At 60.9% G+C, this 17492-nt stretch carries 19 protein-coding genes; 10 read left to right on the top strand and 9 right to left on the bottom strand.

What is annotated here, in order from left to right; all coding sequences use genetic code 11:
• The first annotated feature begins 44 nt into the window (after positions 1-44).
• The 3 genes from BR41_RS07305 (at position 45) to BR41_RS07295 (ending at position 2022) form a co-directional block, all read left to right on the top strand.
• Entirely contained in the window at positions 45-704 is a 660-nt protein-coding gene (locus tag BR41_RS07305) for a DsbA family oxidoreductase (protein WP_035054974.1), read from the top strand.
• A gap of 134 nt (positions 705-838) precedes the next feature.
• Entirely contained in the window at positions 839-1195 is a 357-nt protein-coding gene (locus BR41_RS07300) for a cysteine-rich CWC family protein (RefSeq protein WP_035054647.1), read from the top strand.
• Between the two features lie 224 nt (positions 1196-1419).
• Positions 1420-2022 carry a phosphorylase family protein gene (locus tag BR41_RS07295; protein ID WP_035054646.1) on the top strand — a complete coding sequence of 201 codons (603 nt, stop codon included), beginning with the start codon at positions 1420-1422 and terminating at the stop codon, positions 2020-2022.
• 185 nt (positions 2023-2207) lie between these two features.
• On the opposite strand, the gene BR41_RS07290 is transcribed toward BR41_RS07295, so the two are convergent.
• A complete protein-coding gene (locus BR41_RS07290) occupies positions 2208-4088 on the bottom strand; it encodes an ABC transporter ATP-binding protein (RefSeq protein WP_211251690.1) in 1881 nt (626 codons plus the stop codon).
• A 502-nt stretch (positions 4089-4590) separates the two neighbouring features.
• Between BR41_RS07290 and BR41_RS07285 the strand changes: the two genes are divergently transcribed.
• The gene (locus BR41_RS07285) at positions 4591-5976 is read left to right on the top strand and encodes an amino acid permease (RefSeq protein WP_035054645.1); all 1386 of its coding nucleotides are present in this window, start codon (positions 4591-4593) and stop codon (positions 5974-5976) included.
• 148 nt (positions 5977-6124) lie between these two features.
• Positions 6125-6886, top strand: coding sequence for an enoyl-CoA hydratase/isomerase family protein (locus BR41_RS07280; RefSeq protein ID WP_035054644.1), 762 nt, complete (start codon positions 6125-6127; stop codon positions 6884-6886).
• Between the two features lie 20 nt (positions 6887-6906).
• Here BR41_RS07280 and BR41_RS07275 read toward each other — a convergent pair whose 3' ends face one another.
• Complete coding sequence (locus BR41_RS07275; protein WP_156970598.1) at positions 6907-7998, bottom strand: hypothetical protein; 1092 nt, start codon at positions 7996-7998, stop codon at positions 6907-6909.
• A gap of 408 nt (positions 7999-8406) precedes the next feature.
• Between BR41_RS07275 and BR41_RS07270 the strand changes: the two genes are divergently transcribed.
• Positions 8407-8634, top strand: a complete 228-nt coding sequence (locus BR41_RS07270; protein WP_035054642.1) for an RNA-binding S4 domain-containing protein — start codon at positions 8407-8409, stop codon at positions 8632-8634.
• A 25-nt stretch (positions 8635-8659) separates the two neighbouring features.
• Here the strand turns inward: BR41_RS07270 and BR41_RS22760 are convergent, their stop codons facing one another.
• Both BR41_RS22760 and BR41_RS07260 read right to left on the bottom strand, forming a co-directional pair.
• Entirely contained in the window at positions 8660-9973 is a 1314-nt protein-coding gene (locus tag BR41_RS22760; protein ID WP_051710417.1) for an EAL and HDOD domain-containing protein, read from the bottom strand.
• A 45-nt stretch (positions 9974-10018) separates the two neighbouring features.
• Complete coding sequence (locus tag BR41_RS07260) at positions 10019-10516, bottom strand: M48 metallopeptidase family protein (RefSeq protein ID WP_035054641.1); 498 nt, start codon at positions 10514-10516, stop codon at positions 10019-10021.
• Positions 10517-10589: 73 nt separating this feature from the next.
• Here BR41_RS07260 and BR41_RS07255 point away from each other — a divergent pair, with 73 nt between their 5' ends.
• Entirely contained in the window at positions 10590-11156 is a 567-nt protein-coding gene (locus tag BR41_RS07255; RefSeq protein WP_035054640.1) for a flavin reductase family protein, read from the top strand.
• A gap of 35 nt (positions 11157-11191) precedes the next feature.
• Here the strand turns inward: BR41_RS07255 and BR41_RS07250 are convergent, their stop codons facing one another.
• The 3 genes from BR41_RS07250 to BR41_RS07240 all read right to left on the bottom strand — a co-directional run bounded on the left by BR41_RS07250 (position 11192) and on the right by BR41_RS07240 (position 14206).
• Positions 11192-11926, bottom strand: coding sequence for a substrate-binding periplasmic protein (locus BR41_RS07250; protein WP_035054639.1), 735 nt, complete (start codon positions 11924-11926; stop codon positions 11192-11194).
• An 85-nt stretch (positions 11927-12011) separates the two neighbouring features.
• Positions 12012-13865: a bifunctional isocitrate dehydrogenase kinase/phosphatase gene (aceK, locus tag BR41_RS07245; protein WP_245615824.1), complete on the bottom strand. Its 1854-nt coding sequence runs from the start codon at positions 13863-13865 to the stop codon at positions 12012-12014.
• Positions 13866-13990: 125 nt separating this feature from the next.
• On the bottom strand, positions 13991-14206 hold the full coding sequence (locus tag BR41_RS07240) for a hypothetical protein (RefSeq protein ID WP_035054638.1): 216 nt from the start codon (positions 14204-14206) through the stop codon (positions 13991-13993).
• Between the two features lie 222 nt (positions 14207-14428).
• Here BR41_RS07240 and BR41_RS07235 point away from each other — a divergent pair, with 222 nt between their 5' ends.
• The 3 genes from BR41_RS07235 to BR41_RS07225 all read left to right on the top strand — a co-directional run bounded on the left by BR41_RS07235 (position 14429) and on the right by BR41_RS07225 (position 16889).
• Positions 14429-15682, top strand: coding sequence for a TIGR03862 family flavoprotein (locus BR41_RS07235; RefSeq protein ID WP_035054636.1), 1254 nt, complete (start codon positions 14429-14431; stop codon positions 15680-15682).
• Positions 15679-16080, top strand: a complete 402-nt coding sequence (gene arfB, locus BR41_RS07230; protein WP_035054634.1) for an alternative ribosome rescue aminoacyl-tRNA hydrolase ArfB — start codon at positions 15679-15681, stop codon at positions 16078-16080. Before BR41_RS07235 ends, arfB begins: the two co-directional genes overlap by 4 nt.
• A gap of 62 nt (positions 16081-16142) precedes the next feature.
• Complete coding sequence (locus BR41_RS07225) at positions 16143-16889, top strand: SDR family NAD(P)-dependent oxidoreductase (RefSeq protein WP_051710415.1); 747 nt, start codon at positions 16143-16145, stop codon at positions 16887-16889.
• Here the strand turns inward: BR41_RS07225 and BR41_RS07220 are convergent.
• Positions 16886-17257 carry a type II toxin-antitoxin system VapC family toxin gene (locus BR41_RS07220; RefSeq protein ID WP_035054632.1) on the bottom strand — a complete coding sequence of 124 codons (372 nt, stop codon included), beginning with the start codon at positions 17255-17257 and terminating at the stop codon, positions 16886-16888. The genes BR41_RS07225 and BR41_RS07220 overlap by 4 nt on opposite strands.
• On the bottom strand, positions 17254-17451 hold the full coding sequence (locus BR41_RS07215) for a type II toxin-antitoxin system VapB family antitoxin (RefSeq protein WP_035054630.1): 198 nt from the start codon (positions 17449-17451) through the stop codon (positions 17254-17256). Before BR41_RS07215 ends, BR41_RS07220 begins: the two co-directional genes overlap by 4 nt.
• Positions 17452-17492: the final 41 nt, after the last annotated feature.

Genomic DNA, 17492 nt, shown 5'->3' with positions numbered 1-17492 from the left:
TGCAGGCCGCCACTCCGGCAGCCTCGTTTGCACCGAGCACAGCCATGACCACCACGCTAAAAATCGATTTCGTTTCCGACGTCTCCTGCCCGTGGTGCGCCATTGGCCTGCAGTCGCTGCAAAAAGCGGCAGCCCAGGTAAGCGACGAGGTCGCCGTATCGCTGCACTTCCATCCATTCGAGCTGAATCCGCAGATGGGCGCAGAGGGGCAGGATATTGCCGAGCATCTGATCGGCAAGTACGGCATGAGCAATGAACAGCTCAAGCAGAGTCAGGAATCGATTCGCCAACGCGGCGCGGCGTTGGGTTTCACGTTCGACATGGGCCAGCGCAGCCGCATCTACAACACTTTCGATGCGCATCGCTTGCTGCATTGGGCGGGTGAGTTGGGTGACGACAAGCAATTGGCGCTGAAACAGGCGCTGCTTGCGGCCTATTTCAGCCACGGCCAGAACCCGAGCGATCACCCGACCTTGGTGGCGGTGGCACAGTCGGTGGGGTTGGATGCTGATGAGGCGCACGCGATTCTGGCGAGCGACCGTTACGCGGCCGAAGTGCGTGAGCAGGAGTACTTCTATCAGCAGCAGGGCATTTCATCGGTGCCGGCGGTGATCATCAATGATCAGTACCTGATTTCCGGTGGCCAGCCGCCCGAGGTGTTTGCCAATGCATTGCGGCAGATTGCCGGTCAGGCCGAGTCTTGAGTGAATGACCTAGGTATCCGGGAATCAGTCATCTCGATTACAGAAAAGGCTTCGCCGTCAGGCGAGGCCTTTTTTTGATACAGCGCAGACTCTGGCAAGATGGGATTCGCCCCGCGCTCATGCCTCAATCCTTCATGACTCATTTCAATTCCGATCCACCCACACCGGTGCCGTCGCCCTGTATCGGCCAATGTGCGCTCGATGCCGGGCAAACCTGCACCGGCTGCCGACGCACCATCGACGAGATTGCCGCGTGGTCGCAGATGAGCGAGGCGGGGAAATTCGCGGTGTGGCAGCGGCTGCTGGCATTGCCGATGGTCGTTAAAGCCAAGGCTTGCTCGCGTTGCGGGTCATCGTTCAGTTGCGGGACGGGCGGCGAAGCAGGTGGATGTTGGTGCGCTGATTTGCCGCATGAGTTGCCGATTTCCGGCGCGGGCGATTGCCTTTGCCCGACCTGCTTGCGCCTGCAACTGCAGGCATCTGGTTCCTGAGGGCCGATCACGATCTCTTGCCGGCCACCTTTCTCCCCTCGCCCACTTGTGGGAGAGGGGCCGGGGGTGAGGGGCATGCCAAGGCAATGTCCTTTTTAGTACCCTCTTCCTAACCCTCTCCCACAAGTGGGCGAGGGGACAAAAGATCGTGAATAGCTTCTGAGACGCTTGGCCTTGCCGCCCTATGGCTAGAATGGCGACTTTGCCGCCTCCATTCCACGCCCATGAAAATCATCGTCCTCTTCCCCACCAAGACCGAAGCGCAGTACTTCAATCATCCAGCGGCGGAGGTCGCGTTTTGCGGCGTCGGGCTGACATCGGCGGCCTATGCGACTGGCAGGGTGATCCACGAGCGCAAACCGGATGTGCTGATCATGGCCGGGATTGCGGGCGTGTATCCGGGCTCCCGTTTCAAGATCGGCGATACCGTGCTGGTGGCGAGCGAACGCGAGGCGGACTTGGGCTTCTTCACGCCGGCTGGTTTCCGCCATCTTTCCAAGCTCGATCTGGATATGGATTTTGAAGTGAGTGCGGAATTGCATTGCCCGCACCTTCCGGCCAAGCCGCCGCTGCCCTTGGCGCACAGCAATTCGATGAATGCTGCCATTGCCCCGTTCGTGGCGACGGAGGGCGTGGATGTGGAAAACATGGAAGGCGCGGCGTTCTTCCACGCCTGCCTGCAGGCCGGGCAGCGCTTCTATGAAGTGCGGTCGATTTCCAATGACGTGAAGCTGGAACACGACGATTGGGATTTCGAAACCTCGATCCGTAATCTCACGCAGGGCGTGGATACCTTGATCGATTTCCTGCTGGCGCAAAGACAATAAACCCCAAATCTTGAACCACAGAGGGCACAGAGAAAGGCATCGTCTTATGTAGGAGCGAGCTTGCTCGCGATGGCGCGCATCAATCGACGATGCAATCGCGAGCAAGCTCGCTCCTACAAAAACCTCACGTCTTGCCTTTCTCTGTGCCCTCTGTGGTTCAAGATTCGGGTTTTGCCTCTATCCGATCAAGCCGGCACCACCACCGAACCATCCTCCGCCTCTTCCCCCAGAAAACCGCCGCTCTGATGCGCCCACAGGCGCGCATACAAGCCGCCGTGTGCCAGCAGCTCGGCATGGCTGCCTTCCTCCACGATCACGCCCTTGTCCAGCACGATCAGCCGATCCATCGCGGCGATGGTGGAGAGGCGGTGGGCGATGGCGACGACGGTTTTGCCTTCCATCAAGCGATACAGGCTGCCCTGAATGGCGGCTTCCACTTCCGAATCGAGCGCGCTGGTGGCTTCGTCCAGCAACAGGATCGGCGCGTCCTTGAGCATCACGCGGGCGATGGCGATGCGTTGGCGTTGCCCGCCGGAGAGCTTCACGCCGCGCTCGCCGACGTGGGCATCGAAGGCGCTGCGGCCTTTGGGGTCGGTGAGCGATTGGATGAAGTCGTACGCTTCGGCGCGGCGGGTGGCGGCGATCATGGCGTCCTCCGCAGCATCCGGCCGGCCGTAGAGCACGTTGTCGCGCACGGAGCGGTGCAGTAGCGATGTATCTTGCGTGACCATGCCCACCTGCGCGCGCAGGCTGTTCTGGGTGATGTCGGCGATGTTCTGCCCGTCGATCAGGATGCGGCCTTGTTCCACGTCGTAAAAACGCAGTAGCAGATTGACCAGCGTGGATTTGCCCGCGCCGGAGCGGCCGACCAGCCCGACCTTCTCGCCGGGGCGGATGGTGAGGTTGAGGTGGTTTACCACCGGCTGCTTGTTGCGATCCTGGCTGCCGTAGGTGAAGCGCACGTCCTCGAAGCGGATTTCGCCGCGTGAGACCTCAAGCGGCTTGGCGTCGCTGCGATCGGTGACGGCCACCGGGCGGGAGAGTGTGCTGATGCCGTCCTGCACCGTGCCGACCTGTTCGAACAGGCTGGCCATTTCCCACATGATCCAGTGCGACATGCCGTTCAGGCGCAAGGCCATCGCCGTCGCGGCGGCGACCGCGCCGATGCTGGCCTCGCCACGGCTCCACAGCCATAGCGTCATGCCGGTGGTGCAGACGATCAGCAACATGTTGAGCGTGTGATTGACGACCTCGAAGCCGCTGATCAGCCGCATCTGGCGGTAGGCGGTCTGCATGAATTCCTGCATCGCGCTCTTGGCGAAGCTGGCTTCGCGCTGGGCGTGCGAGAACAGCTTCACGGTGGCGATATTGGAATAGGCATCGGTCACGCGGCCGGTCATCAGGCTGCGGGCATCCGCCTGCGCGCTGGCGGCTTTGCCCAGGCGCGGCACGAAGTACCAGACCGCCACGCCGTACAGCACCATCCAGCCGAGGAAAGGCAGGACGAGGATCAGGTCGAAGTGGCCGACCACGGCCAGCATGGTGACGAAGTAGATCAGCACGAACACCATGATGTCGGTCAGGATCATCACCGTTTCGCGCACGGCCAGCGCGGTCTGCATCACCTTGGCGGCGACGCGACCGGCGAATTCGTCCTGATAGAAGCTCATGCTTTGGTTGAGCAGATGGCGGTGGAAATTCCAGCGCAGGCGCATCGGGAAGTTGCCCGACAGCGCCTGGTATTTGCACAAGGACTGCAACGCGACGACGAGCGGGCTGGCCAGCAGAACGGCGGCCAGGATCAGCAGATTGGTCTGCTGCTGCGCCCATAGCTGCGCTGGCGGCACCTTGCTCAGCCAATCCACCACCGTGCTCATCATGCTGTACAGCAAGGCTTCGAATGCGCCCGTGGCGGCAGTCAGCAAGGCCACGGCCAGGATCAGGCCGCGCATGCCTGTGGTGCCGGCCCAGACGAAGGCGAAGAAGCCTTTGGGCGGTTGCGCGGGCGGGGCGTCAGGGTAGGGCTGGACCCGTTTTTCAAACCAGTTGAACAGGGTGGATTTCAAGATGGTTCTCCGGCGGCTTCTAAGAGCTTGTTCAAAGTCTTTTTTGGCAACGGGTCACGCTGCCATCCCCCCTTTTTGAAGGGGGGCTAGGGGGGATTTCTGCGGCATCTCAATATCTACCGACGTCGAAATCCCCCTCAATCCCCCTTCGAAAAGGGGGAGGTAAAACCTTGTGGCGCATCAAGTTGGCAGTTTGCGAGACTTTGAACAGTCTCTAAGACTTTATTCAAGATGGTTCTCTCCAAGGGACGAATCGGGATAAAACCGATGTCATGTGGAGTGGGCAGCTATCTTGGACTTGCCTGACTGCATCGGCAAGGCACAAATCGGGTTGAGTTAGTCCATACAGCACTGGTCAGCGCGGCAAGCCGTGCCCTTGCGTATTTCCCCGGTATAGCCGGCGGGCCCGCCCCAGTAGAATCCGTGGTTTTTCGCGCCAAGGTCGGCATATGGCCTTGGCAATCGGTGCCTGATCGGTGCCAAAAACAGTGGGACTCACATCATGAACAATCCACAACAGCAAGACGGCCTGAAACGCGGGCTGAAGAACCGGCATATCCAGCTGATTGCGCTGGGCGGCGCGGTGGGCACCGGGCTGTTTCTTGGCTCGGGCAGCGTGCTGCAGGCGGCCGGGCCGTCGATGATTCTGGGCTATGCCATTGGCGGCCTGATCGCGTTCATGATCATGCGCCAGCTGGGCGAGATGGTGGCGCAAGAGCCGGTGGCCGGCTCGTTCAGCCACTTTGCCTATAAGTACTGGGGCGATTTCGCCGGTTTCATGTCCGGCTGGAATTACTGGGTGCTGTACGTGCTGGTGAGCATGGCCGAGCTGACGGCGGTGGGGAAATACGTGCAGTTCTGGTGGCCGCAGATTCCGACCTGGATCTCGGCACTGGTGTGCTTCGTGCTGATCAATGGCATCAACCTCGCCAACGTGAAGCTGTATGGCGAAACCGAGTTCTGGTTCGCGCTCATCAAGGTGTTGGCGGTGATCGGCATGATCCTGTTCGGCAGCTACTTGTTGGTAAGCGGCCACGGCGGCCCGCAGGCCTCGGTCAGCAATCTGTGGAACGACGGCGGCTTCTTTCCGCACGGCTTCCACGGCCTGTTCACCATGCTGGCGATCATCATGTTCTCGTTCGGCGGGCTGGAGCTGATCGGCATGACCGCCGCCGAGGCGGATGACCCGCAAAAGAGCATCCCCAAGGCCGTCAATCAGGTGCTGTTCCGCATCCTGATCTTCTACATCGGCTCGCTGGTGGTGCTGCTGTCGCTCTACCCGTGGAACAAGGTGGCCGCTGGCGGCAGCCCGTTCGTGATGATCTTCTCGCAGATCGGTGCCGGCTTTACCGCCAACGCGCTCAATCTGGTGGTGCTGACTGCGGCGCTGTCGGTCTACAACAGCTGTGTCTACGCCACAAGCCGCATGCTTTATGGCTTGGCAGATCAGGGTAATGCCCCCAAGGCGTTGCTGAATGTGGATCGGCGCGGCGTGCCGCTGCTGGCGATCGGCTTGTCCGCACTGGCGACGTTTGCTTGCGTGATCCTGAACTACGTGCTGCCGGACAAGGCGCTGGAATTGCTGATGTCCATCGTGGTGGCCGCGCTCGTCATCAACTGGGCGATGATCAGCCTGACCCACTTCAAATTCCGTCAGGCGATGACCAAGCTGGGCACCAAATTGGTATTCAAGTCGCTGTGGTATCCATTCAGCAATCTGGTCTGCATCGCTTGGGTGGGCGTGATCCTGTACATCCTGGCCATGACGCCGGGGATGTCGATCTCGGTCTGGGCGATTCCGGTGTGGCTGGGGCTGATGTGGATTGGTTATGCGTGGAAGCGGCGGTCGGCGGCGCGGTTGGCGCTGGCCGGAGCCGGAGGCCAATAAACGCTAGCCAGATCAGCAACAGGGCGCGAATTTCGCGCCCTGTTTTGTTTCTGAGGGACTCAAACGCTACCGCTCGGGAAAGCCCCGCCCATGCCAATGGCAAAGCAACGCCGATAATCCAGTATCCCATCCGCTATCAGAGAAACTCATGCTGCAAACCATCGACCACGCCAACGGCATCCGCGAATTGCGCATGGCGCTGCCGCCCGTCAACGCGATGAATCCAGCGCTGATCCGCGCCCTGCGCCAAGCCATCGAAACTGCCCCTGCCGACGGTGTGCAGGGCTTGGTGTTGTCCGGTGCGCCGGGCATGTTCAGCGCCGGGCTGGATGTGCCCAGTCTGCTCGAATTGAAGCGAGCCGAGCTGGATGCCGTCTGGACGGACTTCTTCGGCATCTTTGGTGCATTGGCCCGCTCACCCATCCCGGTTGTGGCGGCGATTACCGGCCACAGCCCAGCGGGCGGCGCGGTGATGGCGGTGTTCTGCGATTACCGCGTGATGGCGAATGGCGCGTTCCGTATCGGGCTGAATGAGGTGCAAGTTGGGTTGGTGCCGCCGGATTGCGTGCAGGTCGGCCTGCGCCGCCTGGTCGGTCGTTATCGCGCTGAACGCTTGCTAGTGGCGGGGGCGATGATCACCGCGCAGCAGGCACATGAGATCGGCATGGTGGATGAACTGGTCGACGTCGAGCAGGTGGTGCCACGGGCGCTGGAGTGGTTGCAGACGCTGTTGGCCGTACCACGTCGTGCCATGCTGGAAACCCGGGCTATTTCCCGTGCTGACATCATCGCCGCCTATGCCAACCCGGCCGGGTTGAAGCTGGACCGCTTCACCGATGACTGGTTCGCGCCGGAAACCCAGCAGGCATTGCGGGCGATGGTGGCGCGGGTGAAGAACAAGGCGTCCTAGTCCGCACCGCCCCTCGGCGCTTACTGCCCGTTCTTGTCCCGAACGTTGGCCGATGGCGCATGCAGCGGCGGGAACGATACGCTGCTTTGGGCGCGCATGCCCGGTGGTGATTGCGGCGGCGGTTGTTGTGGTGAATGGGGCATGGCGCTGCTGGACGACGATGCCTGCGCTGGCACGTGGACCGATGGCAACGCCCCCACCGATGATTGGGCCGGGGCGAGGGCCTGTGGGGCGACCGGCTGCGCTGGCCGTGGCAGCGCCAGCTCGCCATAAGACAGGCGACGTTGCGCCAGCGCCGGGTTAATCCCGTGGAACACGTCATTCGGGGTGACTTCCGCTCCGCCCCGGATAAAGCGCACGGTATTGGCCGCGGTGGTCTGTGCGGAACCGGCAGCGGGTGTCGCAAGCGTGTTGTTGGGCGCCAGCACGGCCTGGTTGGCGTGGATGTGGCGAATCTCTTGGGATGAAACGGTTGGATAGTGCGGCGCGCTGGGGTTGAAGGCATTGTCCACGGCCATGTCGTCCAGCCCGTAATAGATATGCCTTCCCTCGTTATGGGCGAAATTGATGCCGCCCTTGCTCAGCAGGCCAAATGTTCTGCGGCGGGCATTCTCATCCTTGCGTGCATCGACGCTTGAGCTCGACGAACTGACCTGAGCCATCTGCTGCTGTACTTCCTGCATCTGCGACAGGGCTGTTTCGTAGCGATTGAATTCGGCCTTGAACGGTTTTGCCCGCTTGGCCGCGAGATCTTTTAGCCCCTTGGACTTGGCGAGGAGGGCGTCGTTGAGCGGGTTGATGATCATCGGCGAGAGCTGGCTATCGCTGACCAGATTATTGGCGCTATCGACATCGTGTCTGTGCTGGTTGCCATAACTGGTGACCAGCGAGGAACGCGTGGCATCGATGCCGTAGACCCGGTCACCGGGCTGCATGTCGATGTTGGCGGGAAACTTGATCTGCTTGCGGCGGGCCTTGTCGGCGTTGTTCACCCCGCGCATGCGGCCGCCTTGCATGGCGGGCTGGCTTGACGATGAAGCGCTGGCTAACGCTGGCCCGGGCAAGGCGCTGGCGGATGGACTGACGGGCTTGGGTTGCGGCGGTGATTGCATCGGGGCCAGCTTGGCGGGCTTGCGGGGCCCGGGCTTCGCGGCCGGTTGGAGGGCAGACTGGGTTGGGGTAGCGGCTTGAGAGGATGAAGACGACGATGTCACCCGCTTGTTCGCGGAGGATTGCGTCGGCTGGGTCAGCCGCGATTGAGACGAGGACGCCGGGCCCATACGCCCGTTATTCCCGTTGCCCGAAGAAGAACTCATTGTCGAAAAATCCGTTGGCTCGCCGCCGTGTGTTGGCCGAGTGTTGTTTCAATGCCCTTGCCGCAGGACAATGCAGGGCGGCTCAACCTCGATTTGTAGTCCATTTCGTATCGTTCGTATGCATTTCGCATGGCGGCTGCCGCTGCCTTTGCAAGATAAGCCGTTTTTCCCCATCCCCTTTTGCCGTCGGATACTGAGTTGCCCATGCAAATCCTCGAAGTCGAAATCTCCACCGAATACATCGCCCTGAACGACCTGCTGAAAATTTCCGGTGTGGTCGATAGCGGCGGGGCCGGCAAGGCGCTGGTCGCCAGTGGTGTCGTGAACGTGAACGGCGTGCAGGAGCTGCGCAAGACCAACAAGATTCGTCCCGGCATGGTGGTGCAGGTGGCGGATGACGTGGAAATTCGCGTGGTCGCTGCCGAGGCTTGATACTGCGTCGATGACGTGGGCGGCATCAGCTCGCGAGCGTAATCAGCGCCCAGCTCAGCGCCTCGAATTGCATGCGATTGAAGCTGTATTCGTTCAAGCCGCATTGCGTGAGCAAAGCTGGATCGGGGTCTTGGCCCAGCTCGCTGGCCTCCCCGAGCAGCAGGTAGGGCGCGTAAACCGTCGGCTGGCCGGCCAGCGTGTCGTGTACCGCTTCGGGCAGGTGCAATTCCTGCAGCAATTGCTCACGCGGCGCACCCAGCAGGAAATGCAGCAAGGAAAAGAGGCCGATCAGAAATAGCGCTTCGCCGTCCTTGGCATCCAGTCGCACCGCACCGGCCAACTCCATCAACCGGCCACGGGTGAGGGCGGCTTCCAGCACCGTGTCGTCCAGCGGCCGTGGCGTGGCCGACGCGAACAGCAATAAAGACAACCAGCGATAAATGCGCGTGTGCCCGAGCAGAATCAGCGCCTGATCCAGCTGGGTGACCTGGCGCGACAAGCCCATGCCGGCTGAATTCACATAGCGCAGCAGCCGCACGCTCAGCATCGGATCAACGCGGATGGCATCCGCGATATCGTCAAACGGCGCCGCGCGGCGCGCCAGCTGCAGCGCTTCGTTCAAGCGCAGGAAGTGCAGCGGCAGCTGAATGGGCTGGTGCAGTTCCTCCGTGAACAATTGCCCGGAAACATAATTGGCCCCCAGCGAGAGGCAGGCTTCGCTGGCTTCATGGCTGGTCAGCCCGACACACCAGATATCCGCTTCCGGGGCCAAGGTACGGCAGCGCGCCAATATCCGCGAGAACTGAGCAATGTCTGGCGTATCGACCGGCAAGGCCAGCAGCTTCATGCGGCGTAACAAGCCGGGATAATTCAGGCTGGTCTTGTCGACCACGAGGCCAACCGGCACAACGCCAAGCAGCGGTGCCAGCTGTGCCAGCAGTTGTTCCCCCGGCAGTGCCGGGATGCCATGCGCGACAATGGTGTAGGGATGCCCGGCCGGGAGTTGCGCCAACAATGATGGCCCGAGCGAGTGCCAGTCCAGTTCCAGCCAGATCGGGCGCTTGAGCGGCCCTGCGCCTTCTTGCTGGCCGGCCAGCTCGTGCAACAGGATTTCATCGTCACGCATCGCTTGGTTGATACTATCCAAGGCATGGTGCAGGGGGCGTAGCGAGATCGCATACGCTACCGTTCGCCGCCGCGCATCGAGCACCATGCGGCGACGCAGCAAGCCCTGCCCGCCCGTTCTGGCGGCGGTCGGTACTGTGGTGGATTCTGGAACGACGGGCGTTGTCGCTGGCTGTTCATCAGCCTGGAACCAGCCCCTCAAGCGCTTGAACATGGCGCGGCATCGGTGGTGGCTTACTCATTCATCATAGCCACTGCGCTACGTCTGGCCGGCCTCGCGCCAGATCAGCCAGACCCGCAAATCGAACTCCAGCTGGTGATAGTCCGGCTCCATATGGCAGCACAGTTGATAGAAGGCCTTGTTGTGATCCTTCTCTTTCAGGTGGGCCAGCTCATGGACCACGATCATGCTCAGGAACTCCGCCGGTGCCTCGCGAAACAGCGTCGCGATACGAATCTCGTTCTTGCGCTTGAGCTTATTGCCCTGCACCCGCGCCGCAAAGGTGTTGGTGCCAAGCGTGCCGCCGACCAGATCGAGCGCGTTGTCGTACAACACCTTGGCAATCGGCGGGGCGTTTTTCAGGTACTGCTGCTTTAGCCCGCTCACGTAGTCGTACAGTGCCTTATCGGTCTGCACGGCATGACGTTGCGGATATTTGCGCGCCAGCATCGGGCCAAGCTCGCCCTGATCGAGCAAGGTCTGGACGCGGTCGAGCAGATGGGGCGGATAACCGGTGAGGTATTTGAGGGGGGACATGGGTGCGATTGTAAAAGCGCCAAAGCGGCATGTCGCGTTATCCTCGGAGCCTACCCTAAGCCAAGGAGCAACCATGTCCCCGGTTTCCGTCCCCCTCCCTAAAGCCTACCGCCTGCTCAACCACGGCCCGACCGTGCTGGTGACCAGCGCCCACGGCGAGCGCCGCAATATCATGGCTGCGGCGTGGAATATGGCGCTGGACTTCGATCCGCCGAAAATCGCCGTGGTAATCGACAAGAACACCTATACCCGCGAGTTGATCGAAGCGAGCGGTACATTCGCGCTGAACATTCCTTCGCGTGCATTGGCGGAAGCGACAGTTGCCGTTGGTTCGGCCTCGGGCCGGGACTACGACAAGTTTGCCGAGCATCGGCTGGCTACTTTCGCGGCTGAGCAGATTGCCGCACCGCTCCTGGAAGGCTGCCTGGCCTGGCTGGAATGCAAGGTTATCCCCGAGCCGCATAATCAGCAGCAATACGATTTATTCATTGGCGAAGTGGTCGCGGCCTGGGCAGAGCCGGGTGTGTTCCACGATGGTCATTGGCATCTGGAGGCCGATGCGCCGCGCAGCATTCATTACGTGGCGGGTGGCGCGTTTTTCGAGACCGGGGAGACGTTCAACGTTGGCCAGCGCGGCTAGATTGTCGAGCGGGCATCTAGCCAAGGTGGCGCGAATCAGGGCACCGCTTTCCAGCGCGCCATGATGCGTTGCGCCTCGCCGTTGCGGCCCAGCGTCGTCAAGCCGCGATCCAGTGCTTGCGCCCAGGCCGCGGCTTGCGGGGCATCCTTGTTGAAGGCCACGTAGAGCGCGAGTTGGTCGATCTCGCCCAAGTCTTGCACCGCTTGCCGTTCATCTTCGGTGAGCTCCTTGCGCAAGCTGGCAATCGTGCCTTCGGAGAGCAGCATGAAGTCAATCTTGCCATTGGCCAGCTGGCGCAAGTTGCCCAGCTCGCTATGTGATTCGACCTTCATCAACCCCGGTTGCCCCAGCATCACATCCGGATATTCATAGCCACTGGTGATCCCCACCCGGTGCCGGGCCATGGCGGCGTAACCGGGTGTCTTCACCGCGAGTCCCTTGCGGGCCACCAGGTGCAAACGCATGATCAACAGCGGTTTTTCCGGCCAAAGGAACTGTGGCCGCCGCTCCTTGTTCTGCGCCACATCCACCAGCGCGTGGTAATTGCCTTGGCGGGTCAGATTCAGGCAGCGGTTGTAGGTGCCGCTCTCGAACTGCACATCCATCCCCTCGCTATGCAGCGCGGCATTCACCAAATCCACCGAAGCGCCCTGGGCGTGGCCTTTTTCGATGAAGGAAAACGGCGCCCAGTCGTCCTCCGCGCAGATGCGGATCGGGCCGGCGGCGTGGGCGATCAGGGGAAATGCGGCAATCAGAAGCAGGGCTCGCATCGGTCAGCCTTCATCGCTGGTGAAATGATTCATTCAAAGTAGCAGGCGACCAGAGCTTGTGAATGGCCGGGTGAATTGCGTTCCGTTAACCGGTCTTGCCGTAACGCTGTGCAAACCGCAACGCCTGCGGATAAGGAAAGAAATCCTCCACGATGCCAGCACTGATGCGTGCCTTGGCGCGTTGCCAGAATTCGGCAGTGAGCAGGTCGGCGTGGTATTTCATGAACGCGGCGCGTACATCGGCCCGGCTCAAGAGGAAGGTGCCGAACTCCTCCGGGTAGACCTCGCCCTTGTGGCCGGTGTACCACGGTTCGCCGCTCATTTCGAACTCGGGCGACGGTGGAGGGGGGATGCGGCGGAAGTCGCAGTCGGTCATGTATTCGATTTCGTCGTAGTCGTAGAACACCACGCGGCCGGCGCGGGTGACGCCGAAGTTCTTGAACAGCATGTCGCCGGGGAAGATATTGGCGATGGCCAGTTCGCGCAGGGCGTTGCCGTAGTCGCGCACCGCGGTTTCGACTTCTTCGCCGCGGTGTTCATCCAGAAAGATGTTGAGCGGTTTCATGCGGCATTCGATATAGAGATGCTTGAGTACCACGGTGTCGTTTTCTTCTTCGATGATGGAGGGCGCCAGCCGGCGCAGCTCATCCAGCAGGCCTTCGTCGAAGCGCTCGCGTGGCAAGGCCACGTTGGAGAACTCCAGCGAATCAGCCATGCGGCCGACCCGGTCGTGGCGCTTCACCATCAGGTACTTGGTTTGTACCAGCTCACGGGTCACTTCCTTGGGGGGGGCCATTACGTCCTTGATCACCTTGAACACGAAGGGGAAGGACGGCAGCGTGAACACGATCATCACCATGCCCTTGATGCCGGGGGCGAAGCTGAATTTGTCGGTGGTGTGCCGCAAGTGATGGAATAGCTCGCGATAAAACATCGTCTTGCCCTGCTTGGCGAGGCCGACCATGGTGTACAGCTCGGCGCGGCTCTTGTCCGGGATCAGCTCGTGCAGGAACTGCACAAAGGCGGACGGCACTTCCATATCGACCATGAAATACGCGCGCGACAGCGAAAACAGGCTGCGGATGTGGGCGTGGGCGAACAGAGCGGCATCGAGATAAAGCTCGCCGCGATGGCTGCGGCAGATCGGCAGCGCAAAGGGGATTTCCAGATCGCCATTGATCGCCCGGCCAATCAGATAAGCCGCTTTGTTGCGAAAGAACGGCGACGTGAGTACCTGAATCTGCGTATTGAGCGCGAATTCCGGCCAGTGGCCCAAATGGCGGTAGAGCGCGCGCAGCACGCGTTTCATGTCGCGCTGCAGGTCGACAAAGGGCAGGCTCCAGCCGAAGTCGGTGACGATGTCCGACAGGGTGGCGGCCAGATTGGCGCGGGTCGGGTAGTAGGTGCGGTAGGCCGGCTGCTGGTCGGCTTCGATGAACTCGGTCGATACGGCCGGGCGATAGAAGATGAATTCGTTGTGGAAGTAGGTGCGGTGCAAGATGCGGCAGCACACCGAGTTGAAGAAGGTCTCGGCCAGCTCCGGCTGCTTGTGGTTGATCAGCAGGCTGATGTAGGCGAGCTTGATGCGTACCCAAGTGGCGTCATCAAGGCGCTCTGCATCGTGCTCATGCTTGAGCCGGGCGGTGGTTTCGATCACGCGCTGATCATAAAAGGCGATCCGCGAGCGGACGGCATCGCGCTGGGCGTGCACTTTGGCGGCTTCGAAATTGTGCTTGGCGACGCGGCTGGTATTGCGGAACAACCGGTAGTGGCGGTCGAAGCCATCGAGAATGGCGCGTGCTACGGTCGCGGTGACGTCGTGATCGGGCACGAATTCGGTATGCGGTGGTTCCGCGATCAGGGTCTGCTGCAGCATGGCGTGTCCTTTTTGCACGTGGCTCACACTGCACTGTAGCGCTTGCGGGGGGCGCTTTCGCATGCGGAAAATCCCGCGCCGCCGTGCTTATAAAGGATCGCCGATGAAATTGACCGGGCCAAAAAGCAAAAAGCCGGGTTGATCCCGGCTTTTGACTGACTTGCTACGTGTGTTGCCTGGTGTGGCGCTTATTCAGCGATCAGCACCAGATTGCGCACGTTTTCCATGGTCTTCTCGCCACGCGGCCAGCACACCTTGGCGCGGTCGCCGTCCAGCTTGAGGACACGGCCATCAATCTTTTCGTTAGCTTCGATACCAGCGATACGGTTAACGCGGGCATTCACGACGATGTTTTCGGTGGTGCCGAAGAACCGGTCGTAGAGGGCAGCAATGAGGGTAGTCATGGCTTTATCTCCTGGTTAAGTTGATTAATTAAGTAGTATTGCTACGTAGTTTATACATTTAAAACGCGTAGTGCAACTACGTAGTAATAGTAAATAATGCGTGTGACATAGTGATGTCCATCACTGGACGCTTATATTTCAAGCCGCAGACCTGATTACGCGTTGTCGACACGGCTGCCGTGCTTAGCAGCGTAAAATGGCGTTTTGCTTGCTGATTACGCCATGACTGATTCCAAAGCCCATCCGCTCACCGCTCACGTCGCCATCATTGGCGGAGGGCCGGCCGGCTTGATGGCGGCAGAAGTGCTTGCCGATGCCGGTGTATCCGTCGCGGTGTATGACGGCATGCCATCGGTAGGGCGTAAATTCCTGCTCGCCGGAGTGGGCGGCATGAACATCACGCATGCCGAAGCGCTCGAGCCTTTTCTGGGCCGCTATGGCACGCGCCGCCCGCAGCTGGAAGCGCTGATCCGCAACTTTGATCCCGCCGCGTTACAGGCGTGGATTCACGGGCTGGGGATCGAGACCTTTGTCGGTACCAGTGGCCGCGTCTTTCCCAAGGAAATGAAAGCAGCGCCTTTGTTGCGTGCGTGGTTGGCACGGTTGAAGGCGGCAGGCGTGGTATTCCACGTGCGGCATCGCTGGTTCGGCTGGGCGGATGACGGCGCATTGCGCTTTGCCACACCGGCTGGCGAGATCGCTGTGCATGCAGCCGCAAGCGTGCTCGCGCTGGGTGGCGGTAGCTGGCAAAAGCTCGGCTCGGATGGCGCATGGGCACCGTTGCTGGCTGCGCGTGGTGTCGATATCGCGCCGCTGCAGCCATCCAACTGCGGCTTCGACGTGAACTGGACGCCATTCCTGGTCGACAAATTTGCCGGCAGCCCGCTCAAGTCGATCGCGCTGTCATTCACTCCGCAGAACGGCGAGACAGTGCACAAACGCGGTGAATTCGTCGTGACCAAGCACGGTGTCGAAGGCAGTCTGATCTACGCTTTCTCGGCCGGTTTGCGCGATGCGATTGCCGCTAATGGCAGTGCGACCATCCACCTCGACCTCGTGCCGGATCGCGATCTGGAGCGCGTGATCCGCGAAGTCTCCGCGCCGCGCGGCAGCCGTTCGCTATCGAGCCATCTGCAAAGCAAGGTCGGTATCGAGGGGGTTAAAGCGGGCTTGTTGCGCGAGTGTGTATCCAAAGAAGACTTCAACGACCCGCTTAAACTGGCCCATGCCATCAAAAGCCTGCCGATCAAGCTGGTTGCCGCTCGCCCATTGGATGAGGCGATCAGCACGGCCGGCGGCGTGACTTTCCACGCCCTTGATGAGCACCTGATGCTGAATGCGTTGCCGGGTGCGTTTTGCGCTGGTGAGATGCTCGATTGGGAAGCGCCCACCGGTGGCTATCTGCTCACCGCCTGCTTTGCGACCGGCCGTGCTGCGGGGCAGGGCGTGCTGGATTGGCTGGCGAGCCAACCGTGAAAAAACTGGTTATCCCCGACGATGAAATCGAATGGTCCGCCATTCGCGCCCAAGGGTCGGGCGGGCAGAACGTCAACAAGGTCTCGACCGCGCTGCACCTGCGCTTCGACATCAATGCTTCATCGCTACCGGATATCTACAAGCAACGCCTGCTGGCGCTAAACGATGCCCGTATCAGCAAGGACGGCGTGATCGTGATCAAGGCGCAGCAATACCGCAGCCAGGAAAAGAATCGCGAAGACGGTCTGGCGCGGTTGATGGTGTTGCTGGAAAGCGTGACCGTCGAGCCAACCATCCGCCGCGCCACCAAGCCGACACGCGCCTCGCAACGCCGGCGCGTGGATGGCAAGACGAAGCGGGGCGAGATCAAGTCGTTGCGGGGGAAGGTTGGCGATTGAGTTGTTATTCCCGCAGCGTGGCTTGTGGCCGCACGAATCGATCTGAACAGGATTCTTGAAGTATGAAACTGGCACTGATTACCGGTGGATCACACGGTTTGGGCGCGGCATTGGTCGCGCTTTATCAGCAACGTGGCTGGCACGTGTTGGAGCTATCGCGCAGCGGCCAAGGCGAAGCTCATGTCTCGGTCGATATGGCTGATCCGGCGCAGACGTTGGCCGTGATCCAGCCACTGTTTACCGATCTGGCCGGGCAAGCGTGGGACGAGATCGCGCTGATCAACAACGCGGGCGTGCTCACACCGCTGCTGCTCGTGACGCGGCTGGATGCGGCGGCGATCACCGCCAATCTCAACGTCAATCTATTGACGGCGATCCACCTCATCACCGCGTTTGTGCAAGCGTTCGATACGCATCCGTGCCGCAAGACGATTGTGCAAATCTCCTCCGGTGCCGGGCAGCGCGGCTATGGCAGCTGGAGCCTGTACTGTGCCGGCAAGGCCGGGATGGATAACTTCATCCGCGCACTGGCCGTCGAGCAGGCGCAGGCAATTCAGCCGTTTACCTGCATCAGTGTTGACCCGGATGTGATGGATACGCGCATGCAGGGAGAAATCCGTTCGACCAGCGCCACCGATTTTCCCGACGTTGGCCGTTTCATTGCACGAAAGAAGCACGGCAAGTTGCGTACGCCGGAATCTGTGGCGGAATTTATCGCTGCGGTGGTCGCGTGTGCGGAGAACGGCGCCCGCTATGACATGGAAGACGGTTTGCCCAATCTGATTAATGGTCAGGAAGAAGACGCCTAGTGGGCGGTGCGGGCGGCAATGCCCAAACGCTCGGCGACTGCCTGGAGCCGGCGATCCCGTGTCCACAGTGCGGTGCCTGGTGTGAGCCGGACCGCCGCCAAAAGGTGCGCGTCGATATAGCCGATTCCGACGCCATGCAGCGTTTCGTCCCCAATCATGCGAAACACTTCGTTATCGAGGGCGACCGTTGCTTGAGGAAGTGCACTTAACGCTCCCAACACCATATCGCGCTGCCGCAGACTGCCAAGCGCAATCTCACCGATCACGAATGGATGAGTCAGGACACGGTTCTGCTCGAGCAGTGTGGCGAGCGTCGCGTCGTCGGTGCGTAGGTGGTCGATCCAGATGGACGTATCGACCAGGATCATGCGGATTCCGGCCGACGGCGCGCGATCGGCTCCAGATTTGGCTCGGTGCCGCCGAGCCGGCTCAAGCGTCGGGCGCTCTCGCGTTCGATGAGTGCCTTTAACGCCTCGCGCACCAAGGCGGACTTTTCGGAAAGCCCGGTCATGGCTTGAGCTTGGGAAAGCAGATCATCATCAAGGGCAATTGTCGTGCGCATGGGGTGCTCCAGAGTGCGATTCAGGCATCGATTTTAGCACC

Origin of the sequence: Andreprevotia chitinilytica DSM 18519 (assembly GCF_000711875.1) — a bacterium.
GTDB lineage: Bacteria > Pseudomonadota > Gammaproteobacteria > Burkholderiales > Chitinibacteraceae > Andreprevotia > Andreprevotia chitinilytica.
This window is presented reverse-complemented; position numbering and strand designations above follow the sequence as displayed.

Coding starts and splice junctions, on each gene's coding strand:
- BR41_RS07305 (WP_035054974.1), top strand. CDS start 45: ATGACCACCACGCTAAAAATCGATTTCGTTTCCGACGTCTCCTGCCCG.
- BR41_RS07300 (WP_035054647.1), top strand. CDS start 839: ATGACTCATTTCAATTCCGATCCACCCACACCGGTGCCGTCGCCCTGT.
- BR41_RS07295 (WP_035054646.1), top strand. CDS start 1,420: ATGAAAATCATCGTCCTCTTCCCCACCAAGACCGAAGCGCAGTACTTC.
- BR41_RS07285 (WP_035054645.1), top strand. CDS start 4,591: ATGAACAATCCACAACAGCAAGACGGCCTGAAACGCGGGCTGAAGAAC.
- BR41_RS07280 (WP_035054644.1), top strand. CDS start 6,125: ATGCTGCAAACCATCGACCACGCCAACGGCATCCGCGAATTGCGCATG.
- BR41_RS07275 (WP_156970598.1), bottom strand. CDS start 7,998: ATGCAATCACCGCCGCAACCCAAGCCCGTCAGTCCATCCGCCAGCGCC.
- BR41_RS07270 (WP_035054642.1), top strand. CDS start 8,407: ATGCAAATCCTCGAAGTCGAAATCTCCACCGAATACATCGCCCTGAAC.
- BR41_RS22760 (WP_051710417.1), bottom strand. CDS start 9,973: ATGTTCAAGCGCTTGAGGGGCTGGTTCCAGGCTGATGAACAGCCAGCG.
- BR41_RS07260 (WP_035054641.1), bottom strand. CDS start 10,516: ATGTCCCCCCTCAAATACCTCACCGGTTATCCGCCCCATCTGCTCGAC.
- BR41_RS07255 (WP_035054640.1), top strand. CDS start 10,590: ATGTCCCCGGTTTCCGTCCCCCTCCCTAAAGCCTACCGCCTGCTCAAC.
- BR41_RS07250 (WP_035054639.1), bottom strand. CDS start 11,926: ATGCGAGCCCTGCTTCTGATTGCCGCATTTCCCCTGATCGCCCACGCC.
- aceK (WP_245615824.1), bottom strand. CDS start 13,865: ATGCGAAAGCGCCCCCCGCAAGCGCTACAGTGCAGTGTGAGCCACGTG.
- BR41_RS07240 (WP_035054638.1), bottom strand. CDS start 14,206: ATGACTACCCTCATTGCTGCCCTCTACGACCGGTTCTTCGGCACCACC.
- BR41_RS07235 (WP_035054636.1), top strand. CDS start 14,429: ATGACTGATTCCAAAGCCCATCCGCTCACCGCTCACGTCGCCATCATT.
- BR41_RS07225 (WP_051710415.1), top strand. CDS start 16,143: ATGAAACTGGCACTGATTACCGGTGGATCACACGGTTTGGGCGCGGCA.
- BR41_RS07220 (WP_035054632.1), bottom strand. CDS start 17,257: ATGATCCTGGTCGATACGTCCATCTGGATCGACCACCTACGCACCGAC.
- BR41_RS07215 (WP_035054630.1), bottom strand. CDS start 17,451: ATGCGCACGACAATTGCCCTTGATGATGATCTGCTTTCCCAAGCTCAA.